Source organism: Streptomyces sp. NPDC013157, assembly GCF_042899865.1.
Classification (GTDB): Bacteria; Actinomycetota; Actinomycetes; order Streptomycetales; family Streptomycetaceae; genus Streptomyces.
Genome location: NZ_JBIBAK010000019.1, coordinates 1 through 17,088, shown reverse-complemented (window position 1 = coordinate 17,088; position 17,088 = coordinate 1). Strand labels below are relative to the sequence as shown.

General features: G+C 69.8%; 10 protein-coding genes, 1 tRNA gene and 6 pseudogenes. 6 read left to right on the top strand and 11 right to left on the bottom strand.

Annotated features, from left to right (window positions below; all coding sequences use genetic code 11):
- Window positions 1–137: 137 nt before the first annotated feature.
- The 3 genes and pseudogenes from ACFY6U_RS41440 to ACFY6U_RS41430 form a co-directional block, all read right to left on the bottom strand.
- A pseudogene (locus ACFY6U_RS41440) lies at window positions 138–395 on the bottom strand (IS5/IS1182 family transposase); the annotation flags it as partial.
- A 2-nt stretch (window positions 396–397) separates the two neighbouring features.
- Entirely contained in the window at window positions 398–1,060 is a 663-nt protein-coding gene (locus ACFY6U_RS41435) for a hypothetical protein (protein ID WP_390046807.1), read from the bottom strand.
- Between the two features lie 248 nt (window positions 1,061–1,308).
- Window positions 1,309–1,648: pseudogene (locus tag ACFY6U_RS41430) on the bottom strand (helix-turn-helix domain-containing protein); the annotation flags it as partial.
- Window positions 1,649–1,982: 334 nt separating this feature from the next.
- On the opposite strand from ACFY6U_RS41430, the gene ACFY6U_RS41425 reads away from it, so the two are divergent.
- Both ACFY6U_RS41425 and mgtA read left to right on the top strand, forming a co-directional pair.
- Window positions 1,983–2,432 carry a hypothetical protein gene (locus tag ACFY6U_RS41425; RefSeq protein WP_390046805.1) on the top strand — a complete coding sequence of 150 codons (450 nt, stop codon included), beginning with the start codon at window positions 1,983–1,985 and terminating at the stop codon, window positions 2,430–2,432.
- 85 nt (window positions 2,433–2,517) lie between these two features.
- Window positions 2,518–5,178 carry a magnesium-translocating P-type ATPase gene (gene mgtA, locus ACFY6U_RS41420; protein WP_390046803.1) on the top strand — a complete coding sequence of 887 codons (2,661 nt, stop codon included), beginning with the start codon at window positions 2,518–2,520 and terminating at the stop codon, window positions 5,176–5,178.
- A gap of 120 nt (window positions 5,179–5,298) precedes the next feature.
- On the opposite strand, the gene ACFY6U_RS41415 is transcribed toward mgtA, so the two are convergent.
- Both ACFY6U_RS41415 and ACFY6U_RS41410 read right to left on the bottom strand, forming a co-directional pair.
- Window positions 5,299–6,240 carry a slipin family protein gene (locus ACFY6U_RS41415; protein ID WP_390046801.1) on the bottom strand — a complete coding sequence of 314 codons (942 nt, stop codon included), beginning with the start codon at window positions 6,238–6,240 and terminating at the stop codon, window positions 5,299–5,301.
- Window positions 6,241–6,495: 255 nt separating this feature from the next.
- A complete protein-coding gene (locus tag ACFY6U_RS41410; RefSeq protein WP_390047126.1) occupies window positions 6,496–8,148 on the bottom strand; it encodes a GAF domain-containing protein in 1,653 nt (550 codons plus the stop codon).
- 1,671 nt (window positions 8,149–9,819) lie between these two features.
- Between ACFY6U_RS41410 and ACFY6U_RS41405 the strand changes: the two genes are divergently transcribed.
- From ACFY6U_RS41405 to ACFY6U_RS41395, 3 genes are all read left to right on the top strand, one after another.
- Window positions 9,820–10,794 (top strand): STAS domain-containing protein, encoded by a 975-nt coding sequence (locus ACFY6U_RS41405; protein WP_390046799.1) that lies wholly within the window; start codon window positions 9,820–9,822, stop codon window positions 10,792–10,794.
- A gap of 250 nt (window positions 10,795–11,044) precedes the next feature.
- The gene (locus ACFY6U_RS41400) at window positions 11,045–11,560 is read left to right on the top strand and encodes a DUF5994 family protein (RefSeq protein WP_390046797.1); all 516 of its coding nucleotides are present in this window, start codon (window positions 11,045–11,047) and stop codon (window positions 11,558–11,560) included.
- Between the two features lie 141 nt (window positions 11,561–11,701).
- Window positions 11,702–12,895 carry a PP2C family protein-serine/threonine phosphatase gene (locus ACFY6U_RS41395; RefSeq protein WP_390047124.1) on the top strand — a complete coding sequence of 398 codons (1,194 nt, stop codon included), beginning with the start codon at window positions 11,702–11,704 and terminating at the stop codon, window positions 12,893–12,895.
- Window positions 12,896–12,897: 2 nt separating this feature from the next.
- Here the strand turns inward: ACFY6U_RS41395 and ACFY6U_RS41390 are convergent.
- Window positions 12,898–13,321, bottom strand: a pseudogene (locus tag ACFY6U_RS41390) (DUF5994 family protein).
- A 273-nt stretch (window positions 13,322–13,594) separates the two neighbouring features.
- Here ACFY6U_RS41390 and ACFY6U_RS41385 point away from each other — a divergent pair.
- Window positions 13,595–13,674: transfer RNA gene (locus tag ACFY6U_RS41385), tRNA-OTHER, on the top strand.
- Window positions 13,675–14,006: 332 nt separating this feature from the next.
- Here ACFY6U_RS41385 and ACFY6U_RS41380 read toward each other — a convergent pair.
- The 5 genes and pseudogenes from ACFY6U_RS41380 to ACFY6U_RS41360 form a co-directional block, all read right to left on the bottom strand.
- Window positions 14,007–14,251: pseudogene (locus ACFY6U_RS41380) on the bottom strand (SpdD protein).
- Window positions 14,252–14,317: 66 nt separating this feature from the next.
- Window positions 14,318–14,476, bottom strand: a pseudogene (locus ACFY6U_RS41375) (IS110 family transposase); the annotation flags it as partial.
- A 1,003-nt stretch (window positions 14,477–15,479) separates the two neighbouring features.
- A complete protein-coding gene (locus ACFY6U_RS41370) occupies window positions 15,480–15,653 on the bottom strand; it encodes a hypothetical protein (RefSeq protein ID WP_390046796.1) in 174 nt (57 codons plus the stop codon).
- Between the two features lie 319 nt (window positions 15,654–15,972).
- Window positions 15,973–16,190: pseudogene (locus ACFY6U_RS41365) on the bottom strand (IS1380 family transposase); the annotation flags it as partial.
- A 157-nt stretch (window positions 16,191–16,347) separates the two neighbouring features.
- Window positions 16,348–16,770, bottom strand: coding sequence for a hypothetical protein (locus ACFY6U_RS41360; RefSeq protein ID WP_351484741.1), 423 nt, complete (start codon window positions 16,768–16,770; stop codon window positions 16,348–16,350).
- Window positions 16,771–17,088: the final 318 nt, after the last annotated feature.

Below are 17,088 nucleotides of genomic sequence, written 5' to 3'. Positions count from 1 at the left end.
CGTGCCCTATGCGGTCCTCAATCCAGACCCGCGCCAACTAGCACCCCCTCCGGTCATCACCGGGCACCGACGGGAGCGGCAGGTGGCGAGGGCGACGAGGTCGTCTACGTCGCAGCGGCGACGGGCGCGTTCGGTGCGGCTGAGGGCGGTGTTGGCCATCGGGCGGCGATGACCTGCACGTTTCCTCCGTGGTGCTTGTGCTTGCCCGACCACCGCAGGTCCGCGCCGTTGGGGCCGGCGGCGGCCCCGCGGTCGGTGCGGATCACCGTGCCGTCCAGGTTGAGATGGGTGTAACCGGCTGCCGCCGCCCTCTCGAGCGCGGTGGACGGATCGGGCGCGTGGTCGGCGAGCACCGTCAGCCCTTCGTGCAGGTAGCGGTAGGAGCGCCGTACCCGGATCACTGGAGGTGGAGGCGGCTGAGGGCGGTGGTCCAGTCGATGACGATCGCGCGCTGTGCGGCGGCGAGGCTGACTCGGCCGGAGCAGACCGCGGTGTGCAGTTTGGTCTCCACCGGGTCCTTCTTGTTGTTGATCCCTTGGCTTGCCTTGTGGCCGGGGTCGGCCGGTTCGACCCACAAGTTGCGGTAGTCGTTGGGATCGCCTCCGAGTTGAAGGCTGATGAGGTGGTCGTACTCGCCCTCCGACATGCTGCCGGTGTAGTCGTAGGAAGCGGCGTTGAGCTTCTTCTCCTTGCCGGTGACGTACGCGGAGGGGCGCACCCTGGAGGTATATCCGCCCTTGCGGCATATCGTCGACTTCAGGTTCGCCTGCGTGACGGCTGGGGAGATCGCGCCGGGGGTGCACTTCGGGTCCTCCAGCGGCTCCCCGTGCTCGTAGCGGTAGTGGCATGTGCCCGCCGCCGGTTGCTGCTGAACGGTGTAGTGCTTCTGCGGGCCCGCCCCCACCGCGATTGCCCGCCCCGAGCCGGCCGTACCCGGCGCTCCCGCACCGGGATTCCCACTCCCGGACGGCGTCGACGTACCAAGCGAGGTGGACTTACATCCGGCCAGCAGCAGACAGGCGAAAACGACGGGCGGCACGAGACGGCGGACGGAACGCATAACGACCCCTCATGGGCAGGCGATGACTGAGCAGATAATCCCCCACCGGGTCACGGCCCTACCGTGCAGGGGCGCAGCGCCGAGGCGCGCCTGGACGCTCAGCCTGAAGCCACCTCAGCGGCAGTCTCCGGCTCTCGTCACAGCCAGGAGTCGGCGGCTGCTTTCAGCGACTGCCCAAGCCCTCGTGGTCTCGTCCGCCGTTGCCTCAACGTCACCAATGGCGAACTGGCGCTCTTCGAAGCCCCCTTGCTGCGGCCCGGCTCGGCGGCGATCTGCCGGATGGACGCCTTCTCACGCAGCCGGCCGGCGATGTGGACGCGCTCTGCCTCGGCCAGGTATCGCGAGGGCACAAAGGGCGTCACCCCAACAGGCAGCGACACGACCGCGTTGACCGGTGCTGCCGCCTTGTCCTTGCCCGAGGCGGCGCGTCCACGGCGCCATCGCTTGCCCGTGCGGAGGTTGATCCCGACAATCCGGGCCGCTTCCCGGGTGCTGTAGCCCTGCTCCACGAGCTGGAGGTACGCGGCCCGCTCAGCGGTCAGCTTCCTGCCCCCCTGTCATACGGTCCTTGCGGATCTTGAAGTCCATCGCACCCCTTGAACCGGGGTGTTGCAACGACCACCAGAACCCAAGGCGACCCGGGGGCCAGGAGACATTCTGTACACCTCAGTTCGGCGCCCTGGGCGAGGAGATCGGCGCCCTCGGCTTGGCCAGAGCGGCAGCACGGTCCGCGTCGAGGACGTCGGCCGCCTCGTCCAGCCGGTCCCGGCCGCAGGTGCCGGCACCGGACCGTGTATCGACGAGGGCCGCCGCCAACACCCTCGTGCTCTCGGCAAAGTACCGTCCGTCGCGACCAGTTGAGACAACCTCCACGTGTCAGTTCACCGACGTGGCGGCACTGTCCGGTCCAGGCGGAGACCAGGTGGACTCCGGCGAGTGCGACGACCAGGCCCGCGCCGAGCGCGACCGCCAGCAGGGACCAGCGTGCACCGCGACGTGGGGCGTCAGTCCCGTGGCGTGCCGGACGGCGGCGCAGGTCGGCGCTGATGAGGCGCGGCAGGCGCCACAGGTAGGCGAGGACGTGCACGGTCATCACGGCGATCCAGCAGATGAAGCTGGCTTTGTGCAGCAGGAGCACTGGGCCGTGATCCGCTTGACGCACGGCTCGTCGGGCGGCGCCTCCGGCCGCAGCCACGGCTGGGAAGACCGCGAGCGCCGGGACGAGGTCGGGTTCCTCGGTGATACCCGGCGGATGTACCACGTGCCGGGCGTCGGGCCGCGCTGGGCGTGCGATGCTGGAACCCTGGAGCGCGCCGGGTCCTCGGGCCCCGCGTTCTCACCGGGTGTGACGGCCCAGGGCGGCGATGCGTAATGGCCGGGCAGCAGTGCCGGGATCGTGAGAACAGCCGGTACCAGGGTGTGCGGGAGGGTGCGCCCTGCCCGGGAGGCGGGGCGGGGTGAGCGTCTCCGCTCCGGCGCAGGAGTCCGTGCTCGCGCCCGGGGTGATGTCGGCGGCGGCCTTGTCGGGGGACGATGTCCTGCGTGAACTCGGTGTCGTCGCCGCCGAGGGCCTCGGCGGCGAGGAGGTCGTACGACGGCAGGCGCGGTTCGGCCCCAACGCGGTCGCCACACACCACGCCCGGGTGTTCCCTGTGCTGTGGCATCAGCTGCGCTCTCCTCTGCTCGGACTGCTGATGGCGGCCGCTGTCGCGTCCTTCCTGGTGGGCGAGCGAAACGACGCGGTGATCATCGGGCTGATCGTGACCGCGTCCGTCGGACTGGGCTTCGTCAACGAGTACCGGGCCGAGCAGGCGGCCGAGGCGCTGCACTCCCAGATCCGCCACCAGGCCGTGGCACTGCGCGACGGCCTGGCGACCCTGGTGGACGTCACGGCACTGGTCCCCGGTGACGTGGTGGAACTGCGGCTGGGCGACATCGTTCCGGCGGACCTGCGGCTGCTGCGGGTCACCGGTCTGGCGTGCGACGAGTCGGTGCTGACCGGCGAGTCGCTGCCGGTGGACAAGAACCTCGCCGCGGTCGCGGCCGGGACCCCGTTGGCCGAGTTGTCCGGGTGCGCTCTCATGGGCACGGTCGTCCGGACCGGTTCCGCCCGCGGGGTGGTGGTGGCCACGGGGGCGCACACCGAGTTCGGGAAGATCGCCGCCGGGCTCGACACCCACCCGCTCGACACCGAGTTCCAGGTCGGCCTGCGGCGCTTCTCGCTGCTGCTGGTCTACGTCGCGGGCGCGCTGACCACCTCGATCTTCGTGATCAACGTGGTCCTGCACAAGCCGGTCATCGACGCGCTGCTGTTCTCGCTCGCCATCGCGGTCGGTATCACCCCGCAGCTGCTGCCCGCGGTCGTCTCGACCAGCCTGGCCGCCGGGTCGCGCCGGATGAGCCGGCGCAAGGTGCTGGTGAAGCGGCTGGTCTGCATCGAGGACCTGGGCGATGTCGATGTCCTGTTCACCGACAAGACCGGCACGCTCACCATGGGCCGCATCGAGTACATGCGCGCCGTCCCCGCCGACGGCCACGGCTTCGAGGCGGTGGTGCGGTGGGGACTGCTCAGTACCGAGAACGCGGCGCGGGACGCGCAGGACATCGGCGGGAACCCGTTGGACCAGGCCCTGTGGCGGTCTCCGGCCGCCGCGGGCGAGCGGGCCGCCCTGGACGGGTACACACAGGTCGCGGTACTGCCCTTCGATCACGAACGGCGCATGGTCTCGGTCCTCGTGCGGGACGGGGACGGGCGTCCGACCCTGGTCACCAAGGGTGCTCCGGAGGCCGTCCTGGACCGCTGTGTCGAGGTTCCGCCCGAAGCCCGTGCGGCGCTGGCGGCGGAGTTCGCCGCGGGGAACCGGGTGGTCGCCGTCGCCACCCGGCCCGTCGCCCCCGGAACGCAGACCGTCGAACCCGACGGCGAGCGGGAACTGAGCCTGGCCGGGCTGCTGGTGTTCCTCGACCCGCCCAAGCCGGACGCGGCCACGGCGCTGCGCAGACTCTCCGGCCTCGGAATCGCGGTGAAGGTCGTCACCGGCGACAACGCCGCGGTCGCCGCCAAGGTCTGCCACGACCTGGGGCTCACCGACGCGGGCGCGATGACCGGCAGCGAGGTCGACGCCCTGGACGACGCACAGCTGGCCGAGGCGATCACCAGGACCACCGTCTTCGCGCGGGTGAGTCCCGAGGCCAAGGCCCGCATCGTGCACGCACAACGGCTCAGCCGCGGCGGCGTGGCGTTCCTGGGCGACGGAGTCAACGACGCACTGGCCCTGCACGCCGCCGACGTGGGCATCTCCGTCGACTCGGCCACCGACGTCGCCAAGGACGCGGCCGACGTCATCCTGCTGGAGAAGGACCTCGACGTCCTCGCGGACGGTGTGGCCGAGGGCCGCAGGATCTTCGCCAACACCATCAAGTACGTACTGATGGGCACGTCCAGCAACTTCGGCAACATGGCCTCCGCCGCGGGCGCCTCGCTGTTCCTGTCCTTCCTGCCGATGCTCCCCTCACAGATCCTGCTCAACAACCTTCTCTACGACAGCGGTCAGCTCGCCATCCCCACCGACAACGTGGACGAGGAACAGCTGCGCAAGCCCTCGCACTGGGACATCGCCTTCATCCGCCGGTTCATGATCTGCTTCGGGCCGCTCAGCTCGGTGTTCGACTTCCTCACCTTCGGCGTCATGCTCTGGGTCTTCCACTCCGGGCCGGCCCAGTTCCGCTCCGGCTGGTTCGTCGAGTCGCTGGCCACCCAGACCCTGGTGATCTTCGCGATCCGTACCCGGCGCGTCCCGTTCTTCCGCAGCCACCCCAGCCTGCCGCTGACTCTCGCCGCGCTCGGCGTCGTCCTGGTCGGCACGGTGCTGCCGGCCACCCCGCTCGCCCACGCCCTGGGCTTCCAGCCGCTTCCCGGGGGGTTCTTCGCCGCGCTGGTCGGCATGGTCCTCGCCTACCTGGTCCTCATCGAAATCGGCAAGCGGCTGTTCTACGGGGCCGTGGCGGTGGCACCTCCGGTTCCCCGGCACTACGCCGCCCGTCGTCACCTGCGGCGCCGTGCCGGCCGCTTCAGCACTGCCGCGCCCCGCCCCACGCCGGCCGGCGGCCCGCCGTGATGCGGACGGTCGGCCCCGCGGCGTACGGCGGGGCGCGGACAGGGAAGGGGATCACCCTGCGGTGACCCGGCAGGCGGACATGCGCCGTGGGTCACCGCAGGCTCGCGGCCACAGGGGCCCTCACCTGGTCTCGGTCGCCCCACTCGGTGCCGGCACGCGAGCGGAGTCGGTCAGGCCGAGGGCCGGTACGGCGGTGGGGGACGGCGGCACCGTGGCGGGAGTCCCGAGGGCCGGTACGGGTGCGGGGGACGGCGGCACCGTGGCGGGGGACGGCGGCACCGCGGCGACGGCCGCGGTCGCTTCACGGGCGAGGAAGGAGCCGAGTTCTCCGATGGTGCTCATCAGCGGCGCCGGGAAGACGACGGTGGTGTTCTTGTCCACGCCGATCTCGACCAGGCTCTGCAGGTTGCGCAGTTGCAGGGCGAGCGGGTGGGCCATCATCGTGTCGGAGGCGTCGCCCAGGGCGGCGGCGGCCAGGGATTCTCCCTCGGCGTTGATGATCTTGGATCGCTTCTCCCGCTCGGCCTCGGCCTGCCGGGCCATCGCGCGCTTCATGGACTCGGGCAACTGGATGTCCTTGAGTTCGACCAGGGTGACCTCCACGCCCCATTCGGCGGTGGTGATGTCGAGGATCTGGCGGATGTCCAGGTTGATGCGGTCGGTCTCGGACAGGGTCTCGTCCAGGGTGTGCTGGCCGACGACCTTGCGCAGCGTGGTCTGGGCGATCTGGTCGATCGCGGAGTTCACGTTCTCGATCGCGATGACCGACTTGACGGCGTCGACCACGCGGAAGTAGGCCACGGCGGAGACGTCGACGCTGACGTTGTCCTTGGTGATGATGCCCTGGGACTGGATCGGCATCGTGACGACCCGCAGCGACACCCGGTGCAGGACGTCGACGAACGGGATGATGAACCGCAGCCCGGGGGAGCGTGTTCCGACGAGTCGGCCGAAGCGGAACAGCACCCCTTTCTCGTACTGCTTGACAACCTTCACGGCCATGGCGAGCGCCACGAGGGCCAGAAGGCCGACCACGACGATGAGAACGATCAGGACTTGCATGCAAGGCTCCTCGGGACGAGGACCGCGGCGTTCGCGCGAGGTCCTGGGAAACGGGTCGGCGGAGCACGTGACGCCAGGGGGCGAGCACCTCCTGATGTGCTCGTGTCCCGTCGCGAGGAGCGCGATTCACCGGCACCGGGTGCCCGATGCCGTAGGGGCATCGGGACCGGCCGTGTGTCCAGCATCGCCCGGCGTGGACGCACACCGCATGGGCCGAACGGTCCCCACCGTGGCGGCCCCCGCACAGGCGAGAGGTCAGCCCTTGTCCGCGGGCAGGGGGACGGTCCAGTCGAGGGTGGTGCCGGTGGGCCGGTGCCGGTCGACGGTGAGGGTGCCACCGAGTTCCGTGGCGCGGATGCGGAGGGCGGCCAGTCCGCTGCGCCGGGCGCGAGCCGGGTCGACGCCGCGGCCGTTGTCGCAGACCCGCAGCCTCAGGTGCGTGGCGGTGGCCTCGACCGTGACGTCCATGGCGGTGACGTGGATGTGCCGGGCGGCGTCGGCGAGGGCTGCGCGGAGCACGGCGAGCAACTGGTCGGCGATGTCGTCGGCGACCCGGGTGTCCAACAGGCCGGTCATGCCCAGGGCGGGAGTGAACCCCAGGGGCGGGGCGGCCTCGCCGATCTCGGCGACCAGCCGCGCCCGCAGGGGGGTGTGCCCGGTGCTGTCACGCTGCCCCAAGGCGTAGATCGTCGATCGGATGATCCCGATGGTGCCGTCGAGGTCGTCCACGACCCGTTGGACGGCCTCTGCGGCCTCCGGGCGGTCGGAGACCTGGGCGAGGACCGATTGCAGAGCCAGTCCTCCGGCGAACAGGCGCTGGATGGCCAGGTCGTGCAGGTCACGGGCGATGCGGTCACGGTCACCGAGGAGCAGCAGCTGTTCGGCGGCGCGGCGGTGCTCGGCGATCTCCAGGGCCAGTGCGGCGTGGTTGGCGAATCCGGCGATCATGGCGACGGTCGCGTCGGCGAAGGCGGAACGACCGGGGAGACCGGCGACCTGCAGGACGCCCCGCACGTGTTCGGGGGTGCCGAGCGGGACCAGGAAGACCGGCCCCAGCGGCATGAGGGCGGTGTCGTGTTCGGTCCGAGGGTCGGAATTCCAGTCGCTGATCGTGATCGTCTCACCGGAGCTGTAGACCTTCGCGGCCAACGTGGTGGCCGACAGGACCAGCCCGCGTACGCGGTCGGCGTCCGGGGCCGCGGCGGCTTCCACGACCAGGTCGCCGGTGCGGGGGACGGGCACGGCGAGGGCGACCAGATGGGCGTCGGCCATCTCCCGGACGGTGGCGGTGAAGATGTCCAGGACCTCGGCCGGGGCGGTGCCGGACAGCAGGCTGCGGGTCAGTTCGCCGCTGGCCGCCAGCCAGCGTTCACGGCGGTGCACCGTTTCGTACAGCCGGGCGTTGTCGATCGCCACCCCGGCCGCTGCGGCCAGCGTCACCAGCACCGCCTCGTCATCGGCGTCGAACTCGGCCCCACCGCGTTTGTCGGTCAGGTACAGGTTGCCGAACACCGCTTCGCGCACCCGGAGGGGAACGCCCAGGAAAGTCCGCATCGGCGGATGCCCGGCCGGAAAACCGACGGCCTCCGGGTGCTCGTTGAGGTCGGCCAGCCGCAGCGGGCGCGGTTCACGGATCAGCAGTCCGAGGATGCCCCGGCCCTCCGGGGGGCGCCCGATGGCGGCGAGGGCCTTCTCATCGATCCCGTCCGTGACGAACTCTTCGAGACCGCCTTCCTCGCCCAGTACGCCCAGCGCCCCGTACTCGGCATCGACCAGGGTGACTGCGGACCGCACGATCTGCCGCAGCACCGTACCCAGGTCCAGATCGGTCCCGACGGCCAGGACCGCCTCCAGCAGTCCGTGCACCCGCTCCCGGGCGGAACGCACTCGCGTGATCTGGGCCTGCATGTCCTGCAGCTGCTCGTCCAACCGGAACTGGGGCGCCGCCCCGTCCCCGGCGCCCTCTGTAGCGTCCGTGTCCTTGTCCACTCCGGCTCCCCTCGGGAGGAAGACTCCCTCCGGTCCCTCCAGCATGCATCCGGGAAGCCGCCGTCGACCCGTCGTGGACGGAACCACGTCCGAACGTCGCATCGAACAGACAGGCCGGCAACCGACGCGGTCGGCGCCCCGTCCTCCCGACGGACACAGGACGGGGCTGGGGCCGGACGTCCCCGAGGCGCTGCAGGAGCTGGTCCTGCACCTGCTGCGCACGGCGCCCGAGGCGCGGCCCGTCGACACACAGGAGGTGTACGCGCGGCTGCTGCCGTTCCTCCCGCCGCCAGGCCAGGAGCCCGGCACGGCCGATGCCGGGCCGGCCGGCGCGCCCGACCCGACAGACGTGTTCCGTCACCCTTTCGCGCCCAGGCCCCCGCCGCCGGCGGTTCGACGCCGACATCCGTCCTCCCCGGGGCCCAGCAGGTTCCCGTCCCCGCCCGGCTGCGCGAGGACATCGAAGAGGCGTACGCCCACTCCGACGGCCTGCCGGAGGAGGAGCGGTTCACGCAGGCCGCCGAGGTGCTCGGCGAAGTCATCGAACCCGCGGCCCTCGCCCTCGGCTCCGAGAGCGAGCAGGTCCTTGCGCTGCGCCGCCGACGAGCGGCGATCCGCCTCCTCGGCGGCGACTACCGGGCCGCCCTGTCCCCAGGTCGGCCCAGCCGTGGCTGGCCAGCCTGCCGCGGACCGTCTTCGAACAGCCCGACGCCGACGCCGTGCAAGCACAGATGCGGCACGTCCTGGACGCGCTGGAAGCCAAGTTCCCGAAGGCGGCATCCCACTTGGACGCCGCCCAGCACGACCTGCCGGCCATCGCCCGCCTCCACCCGATCGAGTCGGGAACCGACAAGTCCATCCTGCCCACCGAACTCACGGCACAGCCTCGGAACGAGATCCCCGAGTGGCCGTCGATACACCACTCCATCAATGGCATCTTCGGTACCAGTCCCGCGAGTTCGCTCGGACGGGTTCGGCGACACGGTGAGCGGAGGTCGCGTCGCGTGCGGGTTCGGAAGTGAGCTGGCATTCAATTCGTCCGCCCGCTCTGCCGTCCGGCTTCGATGGCGGGCGGCAGCGCTGTGCTCCGTGTTCAGGGGAACGGCGCGGCGGCCAGTGTGGTGTCCGGGGCGGCGCGCATCCGGTAGCACCGTTCGCCGTGGACCAATGGGCGTGCAGCGGTGCCTGGAACGGTGCATCAGGTATGAACCCGCGACAGGGGCAGGGGTGACGTGGTGTCCCCGTCGCTACCTCGTCGGCCCTCGGCCCGTGAGGTGCCTCTTCCACCGTTCTGACGTCGGAGAACGGCCCGTGGGGTGACGCGGCTCCCACCGTGCCGCGCGTCCTCCGGCTCAGCCGCTTCGGTTGCGGCCGACGTACGGTTGAAGTACCGAGGGCATCACGCACTCCGGCTGTCACGCCGGGTCGTCCTCGGCGAGAGACGAGTGGATCCGGGCCGCCCCAGTCGCCGGCGCGGAGACGGGTCGGGATCATGTCCGCCGCGGTCGAAGCAACTCGGCGCGAGCTCATCAGGGCAGGGGTCGCGCTGAGCGCCCAGGCAGGTCCCCAACCCCGCCGAGGGGAGGCGTGATGGCCTTTTCCCGGCTGGACATCCATCGGCGGAACCGAGGAGAGCGGACGCTCGTCACGCTCGCCGGCGACATCGGGCCGGCCACGACGCCGCTGCTGCGGGCCGCGGTGGAGCAGTGTCTGCTGGACGGTGTCACCGAGATCGACATCGACCTGACCACGGTCGGCTCCTGCGACGCCAGGGGCTTGGACGTCCTCCTGTCGGCATCACGGCGCGCCAGCCGGGTCCACGCTCGCCTGCGGCTGCACCATCCGTGTGCGCAGATCACCCGGCTCCTCGATACCACCGGATCGACTTCGCTGCTCCTTACGGCCCCCGTGAGTCCCGTGCCGGCCGCCGCATCCGGCGGCCTCATGAGTACCGCGCCGCGGGCGCCCGGGGACCCCGCTCGTCGGCCGGATCAGCCGGTCCTCAGGGACGGGATCCGGCTTCGCCGGCTGACCCGCTGGCAGGCAGAGGACATGCGCGGGGACATCGCGGACCTGTCTGCGGAGTCCGTCGCGGGCACCGCCGGCGAGGCGTATCACGACCGCGGAGACTTCCTGCGCCGCTTGGCGGTCACCGCCCACCGCCCCGGCTTCGCCCTGCTGGTCGCCGAGACGACGGTGCTGGTCGGTTGCGCCTTCGGTTTTCCGGTGGGTACCGACGGCTCGGCCCGCCGGGGGTTCGACGGAACACTCCAGGAGATGATCCAGCGGCTCACCTCCCGCGTACGGTTCGTCGTCCTCACCCAGGTCGTGGCCTGTCCGCACGCTCAGCACCGCGATATCGCCCGCCGCCTGCAACAGCGTCTGCTCACAGACCTGCACTCCTCCCTCGGGGTCACCCTGCTGCACCCTGCCGACCAGGCAGGACAAGCCGCCTTCTCGTTCTGGGGCTGGCAGAACCTGGGTGAGGTCGTCGGGCTGCCCGGCCCCGTCAACCCCTGCGTGTTGACCCTGTCTGTCGAGGGGCAGCCCTCGGCACGCCGGTGATCCGGCAGAGGAGCGACGAGCCGACGGTCGTACCGGCCGGGGCGGTCATGCCACCCGTCGCCCGCCGTACGGACGTGTCCCGACGAGACGGCTCTCTGCCTCTCCACGCGAGGGCTGCACACCACGCCGCTTGCCACGGCCGGGAGTAGCCTGACAGGTACCGAGAACTCTCGGGCGCACGATCACGGCGGCGCCGTTCCCGGCGAGTGGCAGACGTGGGCAGCCGCAAGCCGCCCGGAATGGGATTCGCATGATGAACGCCATCACGAAGCCCGCCGAAGGTACGGCGCCAGGCGCCGGACACTCCTACCGGATGCCCTTGCCCCGGCTGCGCCTCACGCCGGACGTCAGCCATGGCCCGCTGGACGGCGCATGGTGGCCGCGCTGCGACGCACTGGAACTGGAACTGCCCGCGCTGGTCGGCTCCTTGGATCCGAGCATCGGCACGGTGACCCGCGTGACCGTGGAGACCGCCGCCTGGCCCGATGCCCCGCAGGAGGTGATGGCGCCCGGCCACGTGATCGAGGTGGTTTTGACCGACCTCGCCGCCGAGGCGCATGCCGTCACCGTGGACTGCGGCACCGTGGGGCGCTGGGAACTGCTGGTGATCCCCCCGGACGAGCCGGCCGGAGCGGCCACCCGGCTGCTGACCGCTGCCGCGGACCCCGGGAACACACTGCTGGCTCCGCACCTACTGGCACTCGCCGAGAGCGGCCTCGACGGACAGGACACATGGGAGTCAGAAGGAGGGTCCGGACTCAGGTGAGAGGCCCGATCCGGACGGGCCCGGGTGACGGGGCCGACGCCCGGGGGCGCCCACGACCCCTCGACGGAGCGATGACACTGGCAGACCCTGCGCCGTCCCAGCCCGCCGCTCCGATCGACTCGGATCATGGCGGGTGAGGGGATGACGGCCGGACAGCCTGCGGACCGCTCCGAGAGCTTCGGGGAAGCTCTGCTGGGAGAGATCCTCGATCGGGCGCATGAACTGCCGCCCCATCTCATCGGGCCCTTGGTCACCGACGTGGTGCAGCGGCTAGGGGGTCGCCGACCGCAGGTGCTGCTACAGGACTACGGCCAACTGCTGCTCGTGCCCCTGCCCGGCGACGGCCTCACAAACGGAGAACCGCAGGTGATCGACGAGTCCGAGGCGGGCCGCTGTTTTCTCGACGCTCACTCCGTCGAGGTGCCCGAGGACGACGGCGTGCGAATCTTCCTGCCGCTCCTGGACGGTGGCGACCAGGTCGGGGTCATGGCGGTGACGCTGGACAGCATCGACGACGACGAGCGCCGCATACTCCACCGGATCGCCGGCCTAGTGGCCGACCTGCTCGTGACCAAGCACGGCTACTCCGACCTCTTCTTCGGTGTCCGACGCAGGGAACCGATAAGCGTCGCCGCCGAGATCCAGTGGGCTCTGCTGCCACCGCTGGCGATGATCATGCCTCGGGTCGCCGTGGCCGGGATCCTGGAACCCGCCTATGACGTGGCGGGCGACAGCTTCGACTACGCCCTCAACGGAGACGTCCTCCACGTGGCCATGATCGACGCGATGGGGCACGGACTGGACGCGGCCACGATGGCGACCGTGGCCATCGGCGCCTACCGCCACGCCCGCCGCGCCAGCACCGGACTGCCGGAGATCTACGCCTTCATGGACCGCGCCGTGGCGGACCAGTTCGGCCCCGAGCACTTCGTCACCGCGCAGATGCTGCAGCTGGACACCACGACGGGACATCTCCAGTGGGTCAACGCCGGGCACCCGTCACCGATGCTCGTCCGTGATCACCGCGTCACACTGCGGCTGACCGGTCCGACGACCCTCCCTGTCGGCCTCGGGGGTCCGGAGCCGCTGACGAGCGAGATGAAGCTGGAGCCGGGGGACCGTCTCCTGTGCTTCACCGACGGACTGATCGAGGAGCACGATGCCGGGGAGGAGGAGTTCGGGGAGGAGCAGATGATCGGCTGGGTGAACCAGCTGGAGAGAACCGGCCGCGGCATCCGGGCGGTGGCACGCTCCCTGTCCCACACGCTCAAGCGCGCGCGGGGCGGACAGACCACGGATGACGCGACGCTGCTCCTGGTGGAGTGGCGCGGCTGACCTCACTCCGGCGGCGCCTGCGCGCTCACGGTGTCGATGAGTATCTGATCCGCCTGGGTGACGTTGTCGGCCCGGACGGCCTGGGCCATCGCGGCGTGGGCGGCCTCGGGTGCTGTGTCCGGCGGAACCACCAGCAGCGAGAAGATGTCCTGGTCGCCTCGGGTGATCAGCACGGTGTCGTCGCCCAGCGGAAAGGAGTCGACATGTACCACCCGGTCGTCTGACGACGATCCGTGTCGGGAGCCCTTCCCAGGCCGTGGTGTCCAGCCCGACGCGCGTGACGGGGCCGAGATGACCGGTGAGGGCGCTCAGCAGCGCGGGCAGCTCGGCACCGATGTCCCGCGACCGCGGCCACCACGCACCGTCCAGGACGCCTTCGCGCGACTCCGTGGTCTCCAGCCGGAGCAGCGCACACCCCGGCCGCACGGCCTTGTGAACCGCACTGGGCAGACGCCGGGGAACAGGCCGTGCACGGAGCCGGTCCTGAGGATCATCCGTCTTCGGGAATCGGTGCGATCACGGGACTCGCCTCGCCCTCTACACGCTACTCCTCGTGGAACGGGCGCCGATTTTCCGGATTCGCCATGTCGCGGCAGCCAGCCGGCCAGAAACGTATTCGGCACGTATGAGGCCGGGAAACACCGTGAACACGTGCGAGCTGCAGAGGGGCGTTTTCCCGGCCCAGGAAGCATGCAGTCGGTGTTTCCGCAGGTCACAGACCCGTCCGGAGGAAACTCCTAAAGCGGGTGTCGCAGGTTCGAATCCTGCCGGGGGCACCAGGCAAAAGGCCCCGGACCGATCATGGTCCGGGGCCTTTGTCGAGGTGCTGGAGGATGGGGCCGATCTCGCCCGTCGTGGTGCCGAGGTCGTATTCGGTGCGGTGGCCGTCGAGGCGGATGGGGTTGGTGCAGCCGCCGAGGCCGGAGAGCCGGCGGAGGATACCGGGCAGGGTGCCGCCTGCGGCGAGGTTGGTGAGTTCGCGGAGCGGGGGCGGGGTGGTGCGGGTGAAGATGGCTGGCTCCTTCTGGCTGGCTCGGTCAGGAGTGACGGGCCCCGGGGCGGCCGGATGCTTGGCGGTGTCGTGGCCGCCCCAGGGGTCGGGGCAGAGGGATCAGCGCCGGTTGTGTTCGCGCAGCAGGGAGCGCAGGACCACTGCGGCGATCGCCACCGAGACGGCCGAGACGGCGACGGCGGTCAGCAGCGCGGTGAGGACCACACCGCCCGTGAGCACGGCGACGACAGCGCCGGTACTGACGGAGACAGCCGGGAGCGCGGGCCGGGCGGGGGCCGGGGTGGTCGGGGCGTGGGTGTGTGCGGGCGGCGGGGTGGGGTGTCGGGGCACTTGGGCAGGAACACGACCAGGATCTCCTTATCCACTCGTCTAGTGCTCCGACCGCATAGACACCTCAGGCGATTGGCAGGTCAAGCGGCGACCGGGAGTTCGGTGGGGAAGGCCGTACTCTCATCGAACAGTGTGTGGTTCTGGAGGCAGTGGTAGAGCTGGCCGATCATGCGGTTGAAAAGGTTGCGCTGTACGGCGGGATGCCAGTCTCCGTGGTCGTCGCGCCGCCTGCGGTAGTGGGTCACGAGAAGGATCAACAGTGCTGGTTGGAACCCGCAGTCGGAACCCAGCGAAGATCCACGCAGCGAAACTGAAGATCCAGTCAGCTGAATCATCGGCTGTACCGCAGCGAAGTACAGCAACCACTGTGACCACGGCCGACCGCCACCGGCTCTACGCAACCGGCTGACCGGCCCAGGAGACCTCAGCGACCTCCCCGCCCGTAGTTCGGAGGGAGGGGCAACCTGAGGCAAGCGCCGTACGGGGCGCCGTTCTCAACCGATGAACGGCGCCCCGTCGGCTTGACTCGATCATTGAGACTCCGCCGCCCGCACGGGAAGCAGCAGCCGGAACCACACGTTCCGTGCGCCCCCCGTGCACCGGCTTTGGGTTAGGTCACGCTTATCGACCGTTGTCACACCGGGGAGACCCACACCACAGTGGACTAACGCAAAAGCCCACCGACTGCTGCACAGGCTTCCCGGCGAGAGCAGCAATCGGTAGGCGAGCACCTAGGAGGTACTGCTATGAGTGTGACCCCAACCAACCCACTGTCAATCACCCGCCCTCGCGACTGGGCCACTGTTCTCGTCATCATCGTGGTCATCTGTCTTCCCGCCACGCAGGTCCAAGACGTTCTGACCAACTTGACCGCACTGTCGGCGGTCCTCGTTTCCGGCTCCGCAGTCAGCGCAGCATCAGCGAGGCAGTCCCACACGGCCGCGTGACCGCCAACTAGGCCCCCGCCGGGTCGGACTCACCCTAGAAGGGCGGGAGAGGCCCACGTGCCCCTTACGTGCCCGATCGAGCAGCACTAGGCGGGGACCAACGGGGAACGTCGGCTAACGACCCGGGAACGCCGAGGTCAGCGTCTCACCAGGTCAGCCCAGATCCGGTTACGCGATCTTCCGAACTAGCTACGCGAGTTCGATTCCCGCCGCCCGCTCTGAACGGCGAAGGACCAGGTGAGAGGTTGTTTTCCTCTCCCTGGGCCTTCGGTCGTTCCGGGGACGGGTAGCGCGCTCAGCGCTTGAAGGAGCCCCTGGCCTGCTCTTTCGCGCCCCGCATCTTGCCCCGTGTTTCGAGAGCGGCGCCTTTTGCTGCGAGGGTTTCTTTGTGCGCCGCGTGGGCCGCCTTCCGCACGGTCTTTCCGACGATCTGTTCGGCCTTTGCCCTGGCCCGTTCTCCGGCGCTCATCTCGGTACCTCCGTGGGGTCTCACTGACTATGTGCCCATCGGAACAAAGGGGAAAAACCTCTGTGGGATGTGTTGGTAACGGACGGCCGGGGTCTCACAGGCCTGGCGGGGAGACGCCCGTCGATTTGGGTCCCAGTTCCGCTTCCGCCTGAATGATCGCCTCGACGCCTTCGTCGCGGCGACACTTATCGCCATGGACGGTCTACTCCGCGTAAGTGGACCGCAACGATGACCGTGGCAGCTCGGTCGGGGCGCGCAGCGCCCTCGGCTGGGCCGTCTCTGGGCCGTCCGAAGCCGCTCAGTCACGACTGGTAGCGACTACGGCGATCCGGCCGGGAGCGCGACCGGTGCCGCGCGGTCGCAGATGGCGCAGCGCGCTCGTGAAGGCCGTGGTCAGGCCAGTGGCATCGGCGAGATCGGCCAGCAGCCGGGACCCGGCATGACTGACCACCCCCCGCGACCGTCGGCTGACACAACGAGCTTGGGACGCGACCCGGTGGTGTGCACGCAGAAAGTGCCTTCCTGCTGTGGTGACAGAAGCCCTAGACAAGCCTCATCATCCCAGCTCAGAAGGCACTTTCGCGTTTCCGCTCAAAATCCGGACGCCACCGCAAGCGAAACGCGGAGGCTAGGGCCCCGGTGCGTGTCCCGATCCGGTTCGGTCAGGGAAGCACCAGGGAAGCGCCGGGGCTCGTCAGAGCTTCCCGCCGATCTCGCAGGCACGGCACGGCGGTCGCCCGCAGGTGCACTGCATGATGGCGTCGAGGACCTGGCGGTCGTGGTAAAGGCACTCGTCCTTGCAGGTGTGGCGCGGGATGAATCCTGCCGGGATCTCGCCGGGCCACGGCTCGTGGCCGTCCCGGCAGCGGACGAACCGTTCGGGGTCGGTGGCGTGCAGCTCGTGCATGCTCGACCGTGCCTCGTCCTCCAGCTCACGCACTCGCTCCACCAGAGCCTTGAGCTCGGCGGCGATCCCGGAGTACCGGTCGGCGCCGGTTCTCACGTGCGCGGCCCGCAGTGCCATCGCCGCGTTGCCAAGAAACCTGCCGGCGTCCTGAAGGTCGGTCACGTGGTGCATCTGGATGCCGGTCACACCCCGGACCCACACTGCGTCCATGCTCACTGATCCACCTTCCCGGCGTTCGCCTGGCTTTCTCATGAGAGATTAGGCGCGGTGCCACTGTCTCCGCATAATGAAAAGCAATATATTTACGGACGCTAAGGGTTTCACCCGGGCCCGTCCAGTAAATCGTGAGTGAATCGGCTCACAGCCGGGTGGTGGATCTTCTATTCAATCTGCAGTTTTTTCTTGTCCGCCGGACGTCGCTCGCCCGTGTCAGTGAGGTCTTTCAGCGGGGCCACTGAACGGGTGACGGAGTCGATGCCCGCAACGCACGAGGCTCCCGTGCCGTTGGGGGAGGTGTTCGAAGTCTCA